Below are 16,500 nucleotides of genomic sequence, written 5' to 3'. Positions count from 1 at the left end.
GCGGGTTTTGGCGTGGATTGGCAAGATATGCGCCCTGACGGTATTTCCCGCAGAGGAGCGCAGAGGTTTCGCGGAGGTTCGCAGAAGAACGACCTCTGCGAACCTCCGCGAAACCTCTGCGCTCCTCTGCGGGAAACGACTCTAGGAAGCGTCCTGCGAAATAATCAGCACGGAATAGGGTGCCAGGCCGAAGGAAGCGTGAAAGGGCTGCCCGTCGTAGTCGCCTTCCTCGGCCTCGGCCGTCACACTCTCGAAGTTGCCGAACTCCTGGTCGTAGCCCTGCCAGTCGGAGTTGAAGCGCACGTGCCAGCGGCCGGCGGCGGGCAGCCCGATGGTGTAGGCCTCGTGCGAAACATCGGCAAAATTGGCCAGGATGATGGTTTCGTCGGCGGGGCCGCCCTCGTCCCAGCGCCGGAAGGCCAGGATTTTGTCGTCGTCGTTGAGATGAAAAACCTCGGTGTGCTGCCCCGTGAGGCCGCGGGTGAGGCCGGCCAAGTTGCGGCGCAGGCCTATCAAATCCCGGTACAGATGCACCAGGCCGCGCAGGTCGTCGGCGCGCTGCCACTGCAGGGGCTGGTCGTCGGAGAAGAAGCCATCAGCCAGAAACTCTTGGCCCTGAAACAGCATGGGCACGCCGGGCGCGGTGAACACCAGCGCGGCCCCGAGAATGGCCCGCTTCTTCGGAAACCACGAATGCGCCTCGCCCGGCATGATTTCCTCCGGCACCCGCGACTTGCCATTGGCCACCTCATCGTGCGACTCGGTATAGATGACGCGCTGAAACGCCTCGCCGTTGTAGCTGGCCTGTAGCACCTGCGCCACGGCGCTCAGGTCGCGGTCCGCGTCGGCGGGCGTGGTCAGCGCGTCGCGGATGATGTTCACAAAAGCCGCATCCCACTGGGAGCCAAAGCCCTGGCCTTCCTCGGCGAGGGCGCGGGTGATGAACTCGTTGCCCTGCAGATCCTCGGCAATGGTGATTTTCCAGGGCATGCGGGCCTGAATCTCCTCGTTGATCCACTTCATCAGGCTCCAGCCGTCGGGCAGGTCGCGGCTGGGGTCAGAGCTGCCGTCCACGTTGCGGATGTGGGAGATGGAGTCGCAGCGCAGGCCGTCTACGCGGTAGTCTTCGAGCCACATCAGGGCGTTGTCGCGGATGTAGCGGCGCACTTCGGGGCGGCTGTAGTCGGGGCGGTTGTGGCCCCAGGGCGTTTCGGCCCGCCAGTCGTTGTAGAAATAGATGCCGCCGCCGTCGTTTTCCTGCCAGCCATCAAACTGCCACAGGTCCAGGTCGCCGGGGCCGAAGTGGTTGTATACCACGTCCAAAATAATGGCGATGCCGTGGCGGTGGGCCTGCTTCACCAACTCCTTAAAGGCCTGCGGGCCGCCGTAATCAGTTTCCAGCGCGAAAGGGTGGGAGGGGTTGTAGCCCCAGCTGCGCCCGCCCGGAAACTCGGTGGGCGGCATCACCTCAATGGCATTGATGCCCAAATCGCGCAGGTAGCCCAACTTTTCCACCACGTCGAGGAAGGTGCCGGGGCGCTCGGGGGTGGTGGGGTTGAAGGTGCCCACGTGCAGCTCGTAGATGACCAGCGTGTTCCAGGCGGGCATCTCGAAGTGGTCGTTTTCCCAGTCAAAATCGAGCGTGGGCACCACCGAGCTGCCGGCCGAGTGCGTGACTTCGCGGGCGTAAGGGTCGTTGCGGGTCAGCTCGGTTTTGCCATTGCAGAGCCAGAATTTGTACTCGGTGCCGGGCTTGAGGCCGAGCACGTCGGCGGCCCAGTAGCCATCAGCTTCGTGGGTGAGCGGGTGGGTTTGGTGGTTCCAGTCGTTGAAGGGGCCAACGACGGCAACCTCGTCGGCATTAGGAGCCCACACGCGGAAGGTGGTGCCCGCGGCGTGCGGAATGGCCCCCATGCCGGCCTGCGGCGCGGTAGGGGAAGGAGAAGAAATTTTAGGCATCGGAATCAGAAAAAGGACGGCGCGCGCAAGCGACGGCGCAGCGGTTTAACCGAATAAATAGCGCCGGGGTTATATTCGTAGGGCTAAACCGGTGAGCCTGAATAGTCAAAAAAAATCCTGGTTCCGATTAGCGAGCAGCACGAAATGCCAAAAAAATACGTGCTTCGGGCTATGCATCCTCTTTCTGCTTCCGGCCCTACCACGCTCTATCACAAAAATCGGGTTCGTATCGAGCGGGTCCGGGGCTTCTCGCACCTCGTGCCCGCCCTGATTCTGCTCGGCGGCCTCAGCGGCCTGCTGGGTGGCACCGAATCGTTGACCCCGCTCCTGGGGCTGGAGCTGGCAGTAGGGGCAGCCTACGTTTTGCTGCTGCTGCGGGAGCTGCGGCAGCTGCGCCAACACGGCCCCGGCCACCATGAGCGGGTGGCGTGGCTGGAGCTGGCCGCGGCCGGCATTCTGGCCCTGGAGGGCTACCACATCTGGCACCGCCACCACGAAACGGCCCTGCGCACCGGCGAGCACCGCCTGCACGTATTGCCCTGGCTGTATTGGGCGGTGGCCGTGTGGTACGGCTTTATGGCCTTTGGTATGGCCCAGCTGCACAAGCGGCGCCATCTGCACCTGCACGCCGGGGGCTTCAGCGGGCGGCTGCACCCATTTTGGCGCGGGTTTGCCTTTCGCTGGGACGAGGTGGCCCGGGTAGAGCCCGCGGGCGAAACCGACGTGGTAGTGCACCGCACCGATGGCAGCCAGCAGCGGCTGTCTTTTGGCAGCGTGCATGAGGGGGCCGCGCACCGCAACCGGCTGCTGGCGCACGCGGCAGGCATGGGTGGCGGTACAGAGAGTTAAACCGTGGGCAACTTTCGGGCACGAATACGGGTTTTTAGCGGACCTTTGCCCGCACTATTCGTTGCTATGCCCCGACCCAAACCCGTTGTCTTCGGCCTCTATGCCTGGACGCCCGACTATGGCTTCCGCTACATTCACCCCGCCAACCGCCGCACCTTTGAGTGGCTCGAGCCTACGGGCAAGCTCTTCGAGAAAATAGACGAAACCGACGACTGGATTCTGCTGCGCTACGATGAGCAGCAGTTCAAAGTCAGCGCGGAGCTGTTTACGGAGCTGCCCGACAAGCCCGCTTTCAGCTTCGGCGACTTGGTGGAGGAAGCACAGCCCGAACCCGGCCGCAAACCGCATCAGGGCCTTATTTCCGACGTATTCTGGGATGAAGCCCGCCACCAGGCCCGCTTCCAGATTGTAGAGAAAAAGCGCAAGCTGAAACGGATTTTTGAGGCGACCGAGCTGCGCCTGGTGTAGCCGTCAGGACGAGCGAACAGGCTTTGTCATTGCGAGCAAAGCGAAGCAATCCGTCCCGGACAGTAAGCCAAGCCTTGATTAAATAGAAAGCCCCGACGCACGCATACGTCAGGGCTTTCTGTTGAAAAGGAGCTTTTTACATTTCAGAGGACGGATGCCTTCGGCTTGCGCCTCGCAATGACAGTTATTTCAACCCCACCGCAATACCGATAATGACGGCTGTGATGCCCACGGCCAGCAGCGCCAGATAGAGCGGGAACACGAATTTCCACCATTGGTCGAAGCGCACGCCGCAGGCTACGAGCATGGCCATCAGGGCCCCGTTGGTGGGCGTGAGCAATTCGCACAGGCCCGCGCCGTACTGGTAGGCCAGCACCGTAACCTGGCGCGGCAGCCCGATCAGGTCGGAGAGGGGCACCAGCAGAGGCATGGTGAGCACGGCCTGCCCGCTCACGCTGGGCACGGGCAGGTGCAGGGCCGTGTGCAGCCCCATCATGCCCAGCGCCGAGAGCGTAACGGGCAGATGCGCCAGCGGCGCGGACAGGCTCTGCACGATGGTATCCACGATATGGCCCTGCTCCAGCACCACAAAGATGGCGCGGGCAAAGCCGATCAGCAGGGCCGAAAAGGCAATGTCGCGGAAGCCGGCGATGAAGCCCTCGGCGGTGCCGGTGAGGCCCAGGCCACCCACGAGGCCAGCCACCACGCCCAGCGTGAAAAACAGCGCCGCCATCTGCTCAAAGTCCCAGCCCAGCTTCAGCACGCCGTAGGTGAAGTAGCTGAACGTGAGCAGCAGCAGTAGCAGTACCAGGCCGTGCCGGCCCGCGCCGGCTGTGTCTACGGTGGCATCGGCGGCCTCGGGCAGTACGCGGTTTTTTTGGGCGAAGCGCAGCAGGCCGGCAATCCAGATGGCCAGCGCTAGGGCCAGAAACGCCAGCCGGAACCCACCGCCCGAGAGCAGCGGCAATTGGGCCAGCTTCTGGGCAATGCCGACCTGAAACGGGTTCAAAGGGCTGAAGGCCGCGCCCACCGCCGCCGAGCCCAGGCTCACGGCCACCGCCGTGAGCGGCGGGTAGCCGATGCGGCGCATCAGAATGAGCAGCACCGGCACCAGCGGAATGATTTCTTCCTGCATGTTTTCCAGCGCCCCCATCGTGGCAAACAGCAGGGCAATGATGGGAATCACGGCCGCCTCGCGCCCCCGGAACTTGCCCAGCAGCCAATCCACGCCGCGGCGCAGGGCTCCGGTCTGGTCGACCACGGTGAAGGCGCCGCCGGCCAGAAACACCAGGAAAATAACGCTGGCGGCCTCGGCCATGCCTTTCGGAATGGCCACCAGCGCCTGCAATGGGCTCACGGGCGTGGGCGCCACGCGGTGGTAAGAGCCGGCCACCACCACGTCGCGGCCGGTGGCGGCATCGGGGTGGCGGGCAAACTCGCCGGCGGGCAGCACGTAGCTCAGCAGCATGGCCAGCATGATGAAGCCCACGAGCAGCACGAGCGGGTGGGGGAAGCGAATGGTTCTCATGCCGCGAAGGTAAACGAGCGGCGGCAGTATTGATATAGCGGGTCGGTTTAGGCCGTAATGTTCAGTAAAGCAGGATTAAATAGTAAATACCAAATATGTTGTACTGAATTTGGAACCAGACCGCTAAGGGTTCCGGTTCTGGAAGCCGCCTATGAATCTACGTGTTTTTAAAAAGCTGCCGATGGGTCAGCAAGCCGATTATCTCGCCTGCCACGGCGACTTCCTGGCCGAGCGCACGGAGGACAGCTTCAGCCTGCGCCTGTTTGCCTGGGGCGACTTTTACGCCGAAGTGTGGCGCATTCAGGACGAGGAGCAGATCCTGTTCATTCACCTGTTTCAGCAGCCCGCGGGCCTGGTGGCCTACCTCGATTCCATCCGGCTGCCGGAGGTGTTTTAGCGCCGCCGGGCGGCAAGTATAGCCTTATTGCACTATTTTGGCCGGATCTAATCCCTTCCGGCATGAAACGCCTTGTTCCGCTCCTGTTCGCCGCGCTCAAATTTGCCCTCGGCTTTCTACTAGCCAGCCGCGTGTATGAGCTGCACCGCGACGAATATCTTTACCTCGACTACGGCCGGCACCTGGCCTGGGGCTACCTGGAGCTACCGCCCCTGATGGCGCTGCAAAGCTGGCTCACGCTGGCGCTGGGCGGTGGATACTTCTGGGTGAAACTCTGGCCGTTTTTGTGGGGTGCCGCCACCATCTACGTGGTGGGCCGGGCCGCCCAGCGGCTGGGCGGCGGCAGCTGGGCCGTGGCTCTGGCCAGCCTGTGCTACCTGGTCACGGCTTTTGCGCACATCAACGCCCTGTTTCAGCCCAACTCCTTTGAAATCCTAACCTTCACCCTGGGCGGCTACTGGCTGATCTGCTACGCCCAGCAGCCCCGGGCCGGCTACCTCTACGCCCTGGGGCTCACGCTGGGTTTGAGCCTGCTCAACAAGTACACCGCCCTGTTCTTTATTGCCGCGCTGGTGGGGGCCGTGCTGCTCTCGCCCCAGCGCCGCCTGCTGCTGCGCCCGGCCACCTGGGGCGCGGCCGCGCTGGCCCTGCTGCTGTGGGCCCCCAACCTGGCCTGGCAGCTCACCCACGGCATTCCGTTCCGCCACCACATGGCGCTGCTCCACGACACCCAGCTGGTCAACGTGTCGACGGCCGACTTCTTCAAGGATCTGCTGCTGATGTTTTTCCCGGCCCTGCTGGTGTGGAGCGCGGGGCTGCTGGCCCTGCTGGGGCACGCGCCCTTCCGGCGCTACCGGGCCGTGGGGCTGCTGGCGGTGCTGGGCGTGGGCCTGCTGGCGGCCCTGCACGGCAAAAACTACTACGCCATGGGCTACTTCCCCCTGCTGTTTGCCGCCGGCGCGGTGTGGTGGCAGCAGCAGTTGGCGTCCCGGCCCCGGCTGGGCCCGGTGCTGCGCCTGGGGCTGCTGCTGGTGCTGCTGGTGCTGGCCGTCCCCGCGCTGCCCTACGCCTTCTCGGTGCTGCCCCCGGCCCGCATGGCCGCCCTGGGCCGTCACTACGTCGGCACCGGGGCCAACCGCTGGGAAGATGGCCAGCTGCACCCGCTGCCCCAGGATTTCGCCGATATGCTGGGCTGGCAGGAGTTGGCCGACAAAACCTGGCAGGTGTACCAAAGCCTGCCCGACTCCACCCGCGCCCGCACCCTGATCCTGTGCGACAACTACGGCGAGGCCGGGGCCATCAACTACTACAACCGCCGCCGCGCCCTGCCCGCGGCCCTGAGCTTCAACGGCAGCTACCTCCACTGGTGGCCCGCCCGCCCGGCCCGGCCCTACCGCCACGTCATCCGGGTGCAGGAGCAGGAGCGCGACAACGCCGCCCGCTACGCCCGCTGGCAGCGCCTGGCCACCGTACTGAATCCCTACGCCCGGGAGCAGAGCACCGTGGTCATGCTCGGCACCGTCCCCCTGCCCAGCGCTATCGACTCGCTCTACCTCGACCACCGGCAGGCGCTGGCGGAATGGGAAAGGTAGCCCCACTGGCCTCACCCCCCCCGACCCGCTCTCCCGAGGAGAGAGGGAGCCACGGCGGCGCGGCCGTGAGAGCTTTTCGGCTCTTGCCTCAAAGCCCCACCGCCTGCCAATTGCTGGAAACCCAAAACGGCCGGCCGCTGAGAAGCGGCCGGCCGTTGTCGTTAGGAGTCGTCCGGCTCCCCCTCTCCCGCAGGATTCCGCGCATCAAGCGGCGAAGGGGCCGGGGGGTGGGGCTGAACAATTACACCATTCCCCGTTCCAGCTTCCCCAGCAGCCGCTCGATCTGGGCGGCATACACGTCTACCTGGTCGAGGCCGGCGCGGGACTCCTCGATCTGGCCGCGCTGGTACTGGCGCACCAGCTTCTGGCCGGCATCGAGCATATTCTGAATGGCGCGCTCAATCTCCCGCACCTCGGGATACGCGCCGTATTTGGGTTTCACAATTGTTTGCAGCCACTGGCCCAGCGGGTTTTCGCTGAGGCGGAACAGGGCCGGGTCGGCCTCGCGCACGCCGTAGAGCACGGAGCGCAGGCGCGACTTAAACAGGACCTGTTTGATCCGGGCTTGCTGGAAGTCCAGCGTGGTTATGTCCATCGGGAGAGAGGCGGCCGGGGGCCGAAAGGCGTGAAGAACAGGACCACTTACTTATTGGGAGGGCGCAGTGCCTTGGTCGCGCAGGTTTTCCAGGGCTTGGCGGGCCTCCACCAGGTCGGTTATCTCGTAGGCAAACACCGTGATACCGGCTTTCTGGTCGCCTTCGCGGAAGAGCTGGTAGGTGAAATTCAGGTAGCTGGGCTGCAGCTGGCCGCTGCCATCCCGGTCGAGCATGATGCGGATTTCGTTGCCGTGGAAGGTTTCACCGGTCTGGTACACCTTGTCGAGCAGACCGATAAAGCCCTGCTCCACCACTTCCGGCAGCGCCTCCGTCACGGGCAGGCCCACCAGCTGGCGGTGCGGAAACAGCTGCTGATACTGCGGATTGACGAAATCGAACGTGTGCTCGGGGCCGCGCAGGATGCAGATCAGGGCCGGGGCCTGCTGAAACAGATTGTAGAAGGTTTCGCGCTGGCTCTGGGCCTGCTTCTGGGCGTGGTAGGCCTGCTCGGCCATATCGGCCTGCTGCTCATTGGCTTCTAATAGCTCCTGCACCATCTGCTTCTGGTCCTGAATGTCGAAACCGCAGCCTACCCACATCGTAATCTGCCCGTCGGCATCGTGGCGGGGCAGGCCGCGCACCAGCACCCAGCGGTACTGGCCGTCGGCGCGGCGCAGGCGGTATTCTACCTGATACACCGTGCCCTGCTTCACCGATTCCTGCCAGGTACTCTGGGTGCGGGCCACGTCGTCGGGGTGAATGTCGGCCAGCCACTGCGAGCCGGTCAGGTCTTCCAGCGCCTTGCCCGTGAAGGCGAGCCAGCGCTGGTTGAAAAAGTCGCGGTAGCCGTCGGGCCGGGCCGTCCAGATCAGGGCCGGCAACGACTGCAGGATGAACTCGGTGCGGTTCTGGTTTTCGGCCAGCTCGCGCTGCATCTGCTCGTTGCGCTGCTCGGCCAGGTATTTCTCCGTAATATTTTCGGTCTTCTGCAGAATGTAGAGCAGCTCGCCCCGCGCATCCAGAATAGGAAAGTGCGTGGCCTGCCAGTACATCGGCTCGAAGCCGCCGCCGCGCTCGGCGGGCACCTGCAGGTCGTAGCGAATCACGGGCATAGCGTGCGGCTCGCGGTGCTGCCGCACATGTTCCTGCGACTGGAAAATGATGTCGCCCTGGTTCTGATCGACGGAAGGAAAGGCCTCAAACATGGAGCGGCCCAGCACTTCCTCGCGCTTTTTGAGCGACACGGCCACGTGCGCGTCCGAGTTATCGACGATGATGGCCTCCGGGGTGAGCAGCATGAAAGCATCGGGCAGCTGGCGGAATAGCTTTTGATAGTCAACCGGAATCATGGCAACGGCAGGGCAGAAGGTGAGACAGGAAAGAGAGAAGCGGATAGTAAAAGCCGGAAATCAGGCGCAGGCAAAGCGCAAAATTACGCACGCAACCGGCTCCTTTCCTAACCGGGTTGGCCGCATGTTGCTAAAAGCACTAGTCGCCGCCGCTCAGGTGGTTTTATACAGATACCAGCCCTGGCCCAGCGGCCGGATGACGATGATGTGCGCCGGACTCATGGCTGGCACCGCGGCGGCATCGGGCTGGTAGAGCAGGCCCATAGAGTTGTGCAGCGTGCCGCCGATGATGAACTCCAGGCAGGTGCCGCAACCCGTGTCGTGCCGGCCCACGCGGCTGATAAACAGCGTGCGCAGCAGCTGCCGCACCGCCGGATCGGCGTTGGCGGCCTGCTCGCCGGCGGCGGCGCTGTCGGCGGTGGCGCTAGGAGCAAAATAGGGCCGCGCCTGCACCAGCCGCACCACCTGCTGAAAGTCGCGGCGGCGGCGGCTGAAGTGGCGGGCAATGTCGGCATCGGCGCTCATCCAGAGCCGCAGGTTGCCCACGGTGAAGGCATGGTCGGCGGCGGGGTGGGCCTGGTTGTAGCGGGCTATTTCGGCCGGGGGCATCTGGGTAAGCAGGCGCAGCATGGGCGTGCTCAGGCCCGAGGCGGCCAACGACCGGACGGCCTGCAGCTTCCAGCCGGCCGCCGGCTCGCGGCGGAAGTGCAAATAAAAATCGTTGCGCGTGGTGGAGTCGCGCAGCTCCACGGCCACCACGGCGCGGGCCGAATCCTGGCGCAGCAGCTGGCAGCGCCGCCGCAGGGCCCGCGGGATCTGCTGGCCCAGGGTCTGGCGGCGGGCCTGGTCGGCGGCTTCACAGCAGAGGTAACTTTTCATGTCGGGCCAGCCCTCGGGCGCTACAAACTGCTCGGCAATCTGCAGGGGCTCGATGGGCGGCTGCGGCTGCGCCGTGGGGGGCGCGAGCAGGAACAGCAGAAAGTAGGTAAGCGAAATAAAACTCATAAAAAGCCGCGCCGCCCACCCAAGGCCAGCAGTATGAATCAGCAAGTTACGCAGAAGCGGCAGCTTTCAGAGCTAAAAAAAGGGGCGGCCGCCCCGCTACGGCTGGGCAGTGGGCTGAGCAGCCGGCTCCAACCCCAGCACCGCCGAGGTGTGCGCCCGCACCTGCGCTACCAGCGCCGCATCCTGCCCCAGCGCCTGCCCATACGACGGAATCATCTGGCGCAGCTTGGCCTGCCAGGCAGCGGTGCCGAGCTGTTGCGGGAAGCAGCGGCCCAGCAGATCGAGCATGATGGCCACAGCCGTGGAAGCGCCCGGCGAGGCCCCCAGCAGCGCCGCGATGCTGCCATCGGCGGCACTCACCACTTCGGTGCCGAATTCGAGCACGCCGCCGCCGTTTTCGCCCTTCTTAATCACCTGCACGCGCTGCCCGGCCACTTCCAGGTCCCAGTCCTGAATTTCGGCCGCGGGCAGGTACTCGCGCAGGGCCGCCAGCCGGTCTTCCGGCGACTGCCGCACCTGGTCGATGAGGTATTTGGTGAGCGAGAGGTTGTGCAGGCCCGCCGAAATCATGGGGCGGATGTTGTTGGCCTGAATGGAGGCGGGCAGGTCGAAGAAGGAGCCGTTCTTCAGAAATTTGGTCGAGAAGCCCGCGTAGGGGCCAAAGAGCAATTCGCGGCGGCCCTCAATCATGCGCGTATCGAGGTGGGGCACCGACATGGGCGGCGCGCCTACCGAGGCTTTGCCATATACCTTGGCCTGGTGGCGCTCAATCACGGCGGGGTTGGTGCACTTCAGCCATTGCCCGCTCACGGGGAAGCCCCCAAAGCCGTGACCTTCCGGAATATCCGCCTTTTCGAGCAGCGGCAGCGAGCCGCCACCGGCCCCGATGAACACGAACGGCGTGCGCACTTTGTGGGTGGCATCGGTGCTCAGGTCGTGCACTTTCACCACCCAGCGGCCGTCGTCGGCTTTGCGCAGCTTGCTCACCTCATGGTGGAAGTGCAGCTGCACGCCGGGCAGCTGCTGCAGGTGCTGAAACATGGCCCGCGTGAGGGAGCCAAAGTTCACGTCGGTGCCCAGATCCATGCGGGTGGCGGCTACTTTCTCCTGCGGGTCGCGGCCCTCCATCACCAGCGGAATCCAGTGGCGCAGCTGGGCCGAGTCTTCAGAATACTGCATGCCGGCAAACAGATGGCACTCCGTGAGGGCGGCGTGGCGCTTGCGCAGGTACTCCACGTTTTCGGGTCCCCACACAAAGCTCATGTGCGGAATGCTCTGGATAAACGAGCCAGCCGCGGGCAGCAGGCCCTGCTCCACCAGGAAGCTCCAGAACTGCTTCGACACCTCAAACTGCTCGGCAATTTTGACCGCCTTCTTGGTCTCGATGGAGCCATCGGGCAGCTGGGGCGTGTAGTTCAGCTCGCAGAAGGCCGAGTGGCCGGTGCCGGCGTTGTTCCAGGCATCGGAGCTTTCGGCGGCGGCGCTGTCGAGGCGCTCAAATATTTCGATGGTGAGCGTGGGGTCCAGCTGCTTGAGCAGCACGCCCAGCGTGGCACTCATGATGCCAGCCCCGATCAGAACAACATCGGGGGCGGGGGCGGCGGAAGTATCGGAAGGGGTCATGGCGGCGGTTTTGGATCAGCTGACAGTCCTTTACCGGCCGGGCCGCCCGCAGGTTTTAAAATTACGCCGGGAAGCGCGGTAAAGGAGATTTTTCTGCTCGTTTTAGTAGCGGAACAGCCGCAGCGCGGCGACAGGTTTGTAGACACCAATCGTAGAAAGAAACAAAGCCGCGTAGCGGTGACAGAGTCGTTCGGGCGGTTCTGTCACCGCTACGCGGCTTTTGCGTTCTACCTATCCAGATACTACAAACCTGCCGCCGCGCTGCGGCTGTGCTGCCGCTTGGGCTGACGAGCTATAAATCTGTGGCCGCGCTACGGCTGTTCGGGTGCGCTAACTCGTAAGCAGGCGCAGCCGTTTAAGGAGTTTCGTGGAGCGTTTTCCGGTCCGCGCATTCGCATTGTAAATCCTGTTTCACCTTTCTAACCAGTCGATTATCATGAGCGTCAAACTGAAAAAACTCTCCGATCAGGTAATGGTCATCACCGGCGCTTCGTCGGGCATTGGGCTCGTAACGGCCCGCCAGGCGGCCAAAGCCGGCGCCCGCCTGGTGCTGGCCGCCCGTAGCGAAGCGGCCCTGCAGCAGCTGGCCGCCGAAATAAACCAGGCCGGCGGGCGGGCCGTGTACGTGGTGGCCGATGTGCGCGAGCAGGCCGATGTGCGCCGCATTGCGCAGGTGGCCGTGCAGGAGTTCGGCCATTTTGATACGTGGGTGAACGATGCCGGCGTTTCCATCTACGGTAAGCTGGAAGAAATTCCGATTGAGGATATGCGCCAGCTGTTTGAAACCAACGTGTGGGGGCTGATTTACGGCTCTTTGGAAGCGGCCAAGCACCTCAAGAAGCGCGGCGGCGCCATCATCAACGTGGGCAGCATTCTGTCGGAGAGCACGGCCATTCTGCAGAGCATCTACAGCGCCAGCAAGCACGCCGTAAAGGGCTTTACTGATGGCCTGCGCATGGAACTGCAGATGGATGAGGCCCCGGTTTCGGTCACGCTCATCAAGCCCGCCGCCATCGATACGCCCTACCCGCAGCACGCCAAAAACTACATGGACCGCGAGCCGCAGCACGCCCCGCCCGCCTACGCCCCCGAAACCGTGGCCAACGCCATTCTGCACTGCGCCGAAAACCCCGAGCGCGAAATAACGGTGGGCGGCGGCGGCCGCATGATGGTGGCCATGGCGCACCTAGCCCCGCGTTTGCTCGATTCGTTCATGGAAAACGTGTTTTCCAAGCAGGAAAAATCGGACCGCCGACCGCGGCCGCGCCGCGAAAACGGCCTCGACCACGCCGCCGGCACCCTGCAGGAGCGTGGCAACTACCCCGGCCACACCCGCGAAACCAGCGCCTACACCGCCGCCACCCTGAACCCGCTGCTCACGGTGGCGCTGGTGGGCTCGGGCGTGGCGGTGGCCACGGCCCTGCTACGCAAGCCCCAGAACGGCTACAACGGCGCGGCGAAAAGCAAGTAAGCCACTTGCCCCGGCAGTCAGGCAATCCAAAGAAAAACCCCGCGGCTCCGGCTGCGGGGTTTTTCTTTGGGCTTTTTTTATGGCAAGGGGCGGCGGTTGAATCCCGCCTGGAGGCCTTATATAGGGTTTATTTTATCCTTTCTCATCCTCAGCCCGATACGGCGGCGGCGGGCCATAGCCGAACTTAAACGAATTCGCAGGATATTCACGGCCGCAATGTGCCCGGCCGCGAAATTCTCCCGATAAGGGTTTGGTGGTCAGGTTGCCGCGCTGCTCACCACACCTGTTTCATGCTTTTCCGGTTTTCCGCCTGCCTCTTTGGGCTGTTATTTCTGAGCTTCGGCCTCGCTGCCCCTGCCGGGCGGGCCCAAAGCCCGACCCTCGATATGCTGCGCCAGCAGCTGCACCAGCCCCAGCCCGACACCAGCCGCGTGCTGCTGCTCTGCAAGATGAGTGACCAATACTGGGCGTTGCGCACCGATTCGGCCGAGGCCTATGCCCAGCGCGGGCTGACCCTGGCCCGGCGCATCGGCTACCGGCACGGCGAGTGCGCGGCGCTGAACCGGCAGGGCGCGGCCCTGCGCGAAAGCAACCTGGCCCGCGCCCTGGAGCTGTTTCAGGAGTCGTTGCGGCTGGCCCGCGCCACTCACGACCGCTCGATGCAGGCCCAGAATCTGCGCAGCATCGGCATTATCTACGTGTATCTGCGCGACCGGCGGCAGGGCCTCGCGTACTACTTTCAGGCCCTGCGCCTGGGCCAGCAGCTGCGCGATAATAACCGCGTGGTCATCGACCTGAGCAACATCGGCCTGGCCTACGACCTCTACAACGAAACCGACTCGGCCGCCCATTTTCAGGAGCAGGCCTACGCGCTGGCCCGGCGCATTCAGTCGCCCACCAACTACATTCTGTATGGGCTGGGCAACGTGGCCCGCAAGCGCGGCAACATTCCGCAGGCCCTGCGCTACTACCGGCGCAGCATCAGCGAGTCGGCGCGGATGCATCATTTGCGCAGCAGCAATTTTTCCTACGTGGGGCTGGCCACGCTCTACCAGCAGCAGGGCCAGCCCGATTCGAGCATTTACTACGCCCGCCTGGGCTGCCGGGCCGCGCAGGCCAACGGCTTTCTTAGGGGCGTGCTCAATGCCAGCACGCTGCTAACCCAGGACTTTAAGGCCCGCGGCCCCATCGATAGTGCTTTTAAGTACCAGAGCCTGATGCTGGCCATGAAGGACACGCTGTTTGGGCAGGAGAAAGTGATGCGCGTGCAAAGCATCAACTACACCGAGCGGCAGCGCGCCCAGCTGGCCGCCGCCGACCAGCAGGCCCTAAAGGCCCGCTACCGCCTGTATGGGGTGCTGGCCGGGCTGGTGGTGCTGCTGGTGTTTGTGGGGCTGCTGGTGCGCAACCACCTGCAGCAGCAGCGGGCCAACCGCGCCCTGCAGGCTTCGCTGGCCGAGCTGAAAACGGCCCAGGACCAGCTGGTGCAGCGCGAGAAAATGGCCTTTCTGGGCGAGCTGACGGCCGGCGTGGCCCACGAGCTGCAAAATCCGCTGGGCTTCGTGAAGAAATTCGCGGAGGTGAGCACCGACCTGGTAGACGAGATAAACGGGGCCCAGCGCCTGGCCCGCGACGGGCGGCTGGAGCGCGAGATTCTGGACGGGCTGAAGCAGAATCTGGCCAACATCAGCCAGCACGGGCAGCGGGCCACGGCCATCATCAAAGGAATGCTGGAGCACGCCCGCACCGGCAGCGGCCCGCGCGAGCTGACCAACCTGAACGCGCTGGCCGGCGAAAACCTGCGCCTGGCCTACCAGGGCACCCGCCACCGACACCCCGAGTTCAGCGCCACGCTCACCGCCAATCTCGACCCCGACCTGCCGCTGGTATCCGTCATTGCCCTGGACCTGGGCCGGGTGCTGCTGAACCTGTGCACCAACGCCTTCTACGCCGTGCGCCAGCACCAGCTGCTGAGCCCCGGCCCTCGCTACCGCCCCGAAGTGACCGTGACGACCCGGCGGCTGCCGGCCGGCATCGAAATCCGGGTGCGCGACAATGGCAGCGGCATTCCGGAGAACGTGCGGCAGAAGATCTTCCAGCCCTTTTTCACCACCAAGCCCGTGGGCGAAGGCACCGGCCTGGGCCTGTCGCTCAGCCACGACATCATCAGCACCGGCCACGGCGGCACGCTGCAGGTGGTTTCAGCCGAAGGCCAGGGCACGGAGTTCATCATCACGCTGCCGGGGTAGGGGGTTGGGGGCTAATGCGTACCAAAGCGGCTGTCATCCTGAGCCTGCGAAGGACCTTATCAGGCTTGAGCAAGTCGTCGTTACGAGCACCGTTCTCATCCCATAAGGTCCTTCGCAAGCTCAGGATGACAGACGCTTTGATGTGCATCAGCCCGCAAACCACTCAGTCGCGCAGCATGTGAATGTGCTCAATATCGTCTTCCAGATACATTTCTCCCTGCTGCCGGAAGCCGAAGCTCTCATAGAAATCCTTCAGATACAGCTGCGCGCCAATCTGGATGGGCTGCGGCCCGAACAGGGATTCCGTGGCCCCTATGGCCTCGCGTAGCAGCGCCCGCCCCAGCCCGTAGCGCCGATACCGCGGGCTCACCGCCACCCGCCCGATACTGGCCTCGGGGTAGCTGATGCCGGCCGCAAACAGGCGCGCGTAGGCGGCCAGCTCGCCGCTTTCGGTGTGGCCCAGCAGATGATAGGCGGCCTGGTCCTGGCCGTCAATATCCTGAAAGGCGCAGGTCTGCTCCACCACAAATACCTCGGAGCGCAGCTGCAGTAGCGCATATAGCTCGGGGAGGGTGAGGGCAGAAAAGGGTTTGGTGGTCCAGGTGAGGGGCGACATAGGAGAGGGGGGAAGGGGGCGCAAAGATGGCGGATGTTGGGAGGATTTTGCCGCGAGCGAGGTCGCCGCGCGCCGGAAGGTGCCAGCACTCACATGGTGGGTTACTCAACTATTTACCCCATCTTTCCGCACACGCTACTGCTTCTCTATTACGCCCTGTTCAGGCACACCGAACGAGGTGAAGTGCGCTTATCGCTTTTTACTTTTTTTCCACCTTCTTCCTTTTTTATGACCAACCGTATTGCCGTTGTCATCCCGGCCGCCGTCCAGCAGAAAGTAGCCGACGCGCTGCTGCTCATCCGCCAGGAGCTGAATCCCTATATGTATCCGCTCACGCCCGAGCAGCGGCAGAGCATCGTGAAGATGGGCGACCGGTCCGTCGCCTTCATGGAGCAGATTGAAGAGTACGGCACCGCCACGCCGGGCTTTGTGCCCTCCTTTATCGACTTTGAGGCGCTGAAAGAAGACGTGAAGGCTACCGCCGACCTGGATGCCATCCTGCGCCCCCTGCTTCAGCTGGTGGCGGATGTGGAAAGTACCCAGATGCAAACCGGGGGCGAAGGCTACACCGACGCCCTGGTGGTCTACCGCAACATTCAGAGTGCGGCCAAAGCCAACATCCCTGGGGCCCAGGCCGCCTACGATGAGCTGAAAAAACGCTTCGCCGGCCAAGGCAAGCTCAAAGTGGTTCCCGCCAAGCCCGCGCCCGGCGTCTGAACTGGCACTGCTTCACCGCCAACGGCCCCACCCGGTACTACCGGGTGGGGCCGTTGTGCTGCCAAGCCAACCGGGTGTCCT

At 64.0% G+C, this 16,500-nt stretch carries 14 protein-coding genes; 7 read left to right on the top strand and 7 right to left on the bottom strand.

Annotated elements, in window-relative coordinates:
* Positions 1-141: 141 nt before the first annotated feature.
* Positions 142-1,959, bottom strand: coding sequence for an alpha-amylase family glycosyl hydrolase (locus tag BUB62_RS15775; protein WP_234988774.1), 1,818 nt, complete (start codon positions 1,957-1,959; stop codon positions 142-144).
* 171 nt (positions 1,960-2,130) lie between these two features.
* Between BUB62_RS15775 and BUB62_RS15770 the strand changes: the two genes are divergently transcribed.
* Together BUB62_RS15770 and BUB62_RS15765 are read left to right on the top strand one after the other, a co-directional pair.
* A complete protein-coding gene (locus tag BUB62_RS15770) occupies positions 2,131-2,808 on the top strand; it encodes a hypothetical protein (RefSeq protein WP_143164223.1) in 678 nt (225 codons plus the stop codon).
* 66 nt (positions 2,809-2,874) lie between these two features.
* Positions 2,875-3,276: a DUF6960 family protein gene (locus BUB62_RS15765; RefSeq protein WP_073111718.1), complete on the top strand. Its 402-nt coding sequence runs from the start codon at positions 2,875-2,877 to the stop codon at positions 3,274-3,276.
* A gap of 184 nt (positions 3,277-3,460) precedes the next feature.
* On the opposite strand, the gene BUB62_RS15760 is transcribed toward BUB62_RS15765, so the two are convergent.
* Entirely contained in the window at positions 3,461-4,804 is a 1,344-nt protein-coding gene (locus BUB62_RS15760; RefSeq protein ID WP_073111715.1) for a YfcC family protein, read from the bottom strand.
* Positions 4,805-4,955: 151 nt separating this feature from the next.
* On the opposite strand from BUB62_RS15760, the gene BUB62_RS15755 reads away from it, so the two are divergent.
* Positions 4,956-5,201, top strand: a complete 246-nt coding sequence (locus BUB62_RS15755) for a hypothetical protein (protein WP_143164222.1) — start codon at positions 4,956-4,958, stop codon at positions 5,199-5,201.
* Positions 5,202-5,263: 62 nt separating this feature from the next.
* Entirely contained in the window at positions 5,264-6,793 is a 1,530-nt protein-coding gene (locus BUB62_RS15750; RefSeq protein ID WP_073111711.1) for a glycosyltransferase family 39 protein, read from the top strand.
* Between the two features lie 241 nt (positions 6,794-7,034).
* Here BUB62_RS15750 and BUB62_RS19150 read toward each other — a convergent pair whose 3' ends face one another.
* The 4 genes from BUB62_RS19150 to BUB62_RS15730 form a co-directional block, all read right to left on the bottom strand.
* Positions 7,035-7,388 carry a CZB domain-containing protein gene (locus tag BUB62_RS19150; protein ID WP_073111709.1) on the bottom strand — a complete coding sequence of 118 codons (354 nt, stop codon included), beginning with the start codon at positions 7,386-7,388 and terminating at the stop codon, positions 7,035-7,037.
* Positions 7,389-7,439: 51 nt separating this feature from the next.
* Positions 7,440-8,738 carry a PAS domain-containing protein gene (locus BUB62_RS15740; protein ID WP_084539122.1) on the bottom strand — a complete coding sequence of 433 codons (1,299 nt, stop codon included), beginning with the start codon at positions 8,736-8,738 and terminating at the stop codon, positions 7,440-7,442.
* 153 nt (positions 8,739-8,891) lie between these two features.
* Positions 8,892-9,743, bottom strand: coding sequence for a hypothetical protein (locus BUB62_RS15735; RefSeq protein ID WP_073111707.1), 852 nt, complete (start codon positions 9,741-9,743; stop codon positions 8,892-8,894).
* Positions 9,744-9,839: 96 nt separating this feature from the next.
* A complete protein-coding gene (locus BUB62_RS15730) occupies positions 9,840-11,366 on the bottom strand; it encodes a malate:quinone oxidoreductase (RefSeq protein WP_073111705.1) in 1,527 nt (508 codons plus the stop codon).
* A 436-nt stretch (positions 11,367-11,802) separates the two neighbouring features.
* Between BUB62_RS15730 and BUB62_RS15725 the strand changes: the two genes are divergently transcribed.
* Entirely contained in the window at positions 11,803-12,837 is a 1,035-nt protein-coding gene (locus BUB62_RS15725) for an SDR family oxidoreductase (RefSeq protein ID WP_073111703.1), read from the top strand.
* 290 nt (positions 12,838-13,127) lie between these two features.
* A complete protein-coding gene (locus BUB62_RS15720; RefSeq protein ID WP_084539121.1) occupies positions 13,128-15,086 on the top strand; it encodes a tetratricopeptide repeat-containing sensor histidine kinase in 1,959 nt (652 codons plus the stop codon).
* A gap of 163 nt (positions 15,087-15,249) precedes the next feature.
* On the opposite strand, the gene BUB62_RS15715 is transcribed toward BUB62_RS15720, so the two are convergent.
* On the bottom strand, positions 15,250-15,702 hold the full coding sequence (locus tag BUB62_RS15715; RefSeq protein WP_073111702.1) for a GNAT family N-acetyltransferase: 453 nt from the start codon (positions 15,700-15,702) through the stop codon (positions 15,250-15,252).
* A gap of 228 nt (positions 15,703-15,930) precedes the next feature.
* Here BUB62_RS15715 and BUB62_RS15710 point away from each other — a divergent pair, with 228 nt between their 5' ends.
* Positions 15,931-16,419 carry a hypothetical protein gene (locus BUB62_RS15710; RefSeq protein ID WP_073111700.1) on the top strand — a complete coding sequence of 163 codons (489 nt, stop codon included), beginning with the start codon at positions 15,931-15,933 and terminating at the stop codon, positions 16,417-16,419.
* Positions 16,420-16,500 lie beyond the last annotated feature (81 nt).

The organism is Hymenobacter daecheongensis DSM 21074 (assembly GCF_900141805.1).
GTDB classification, from domain to species: Bacteria; Bacteroidota; Bacteroidia; order Cytophagales; family Hymenobacteraceae; genus Hymenobacter; species Hymenobacter daecheongensis.
Note: the sequence above shows the minus strand (reverse complement) of the source record. Positions and strands in the feature narration are given on the sequence as shown.

Excerpts from the sequence above, each read along its gene's own strand:
- BUB62_RS15775 (WP_234988774.1), bottom strand. The coding sequence starts at position 1,959 with ATGCCTAAAATTTCTTCTCCTTCCCCTACCGCGCCGCAGGCCGGCATG.
- BUB62_RS15770 (WP_143164223.1), top strand. The coding sequence starts at position 2,131 with ATGCATCCTCTTTCTGCTTCCGGCCCTACCACGCTCTATCACAAAAAT.
- BUB62_RS15765 (WP_073111718.1), top strand. The coding sequence starts at position 2,875 with ATGCCCCGACCCAAACCCGTTGTCTTCGGCCTCTATGCCTGGACGCCC.
- BUB62_RS15760 (WP_073111715.1), bottom strand. The coding sequence starts at position 4,804 with ATGAGAACCATTCGCTTCCCCCACCCGCTCGTGCTGCTCGTGGGCTTC.
- BUB62_RS15755 (WP_143164222.1), top strand. The coding sequence starts at position 4,956 with ATGAATCTACGTGTTTTTAAAAAGCTGCCGATGGGTCAGCAAGCCGAT.
- BUB62_RS15750 (WP_073111711.1), top strand. The coding sequence starts at position 5,264 with ATGAAACGCCTTGTTCCGCTCCTGTTCGCCGCGCTCAAATTTGCCCTC.
- BUB62_RS19150 (WP_073111709.1), bottom strand. The coding sequence starts at position 7,388 with ATGGACATAACCACGCTGGACTTCCAGCAAGCCCGGATCAAACAGGTC.
- BUB62_RS15740 (WP_084539122.1), bottom strand. The coding sequence starts at position 8,738 with ATGATTCCGGTTGACTATCAAAAGCTATTCCGCCAGCTGCCCGATGCT.
- BUB62_RS15735 (WP_073111707.1), bottom strand. The coding sequence starts at position 9,743 with ATGAGTTTTATTTCGCTTACCTACTTTCTGCTGTTCCTGCTCGCGCCC.
- BUB62_RS15730 (WP_073111705.1), bottom strand. The coding sequence starts at position 11,366 with ATGACCCCTTCCGATACTTCCGCCGCCCCCGCCCCCGATGTTGTTCTG.
- BUB62_RS15725 (WP_073111703.1), top strand. The coding sequence starts at position 11,803 with ATGAGCGTCAAACTGAAAAAACTCTCCGATCAGGTAATGGTCATCACC.
- BUB62_RS15720 (WP_084539121.1), top strand. The coding sequence starts at position 13,128 with ATGCTTTTCCGGTTTTCCGCCTGCCTCTTTGGGCTGTTATTTCTGAGC.
- BUB62_RS15715 (WP_073111702.1), bottom strand. The coding sequence starts at position 15,702 with ATGTCGCCCCTCACCTGGACCACCAAACCCTTTTCTGCCCTCACCCTC.
- BUB62_RS15710 (WP_073111700.1), top strand. The coding sequence starts at position 15,931 with ATGACCAACCGTATTGCCGTTGTCATCCCGGCCGCCGTCCAGCAGAAA.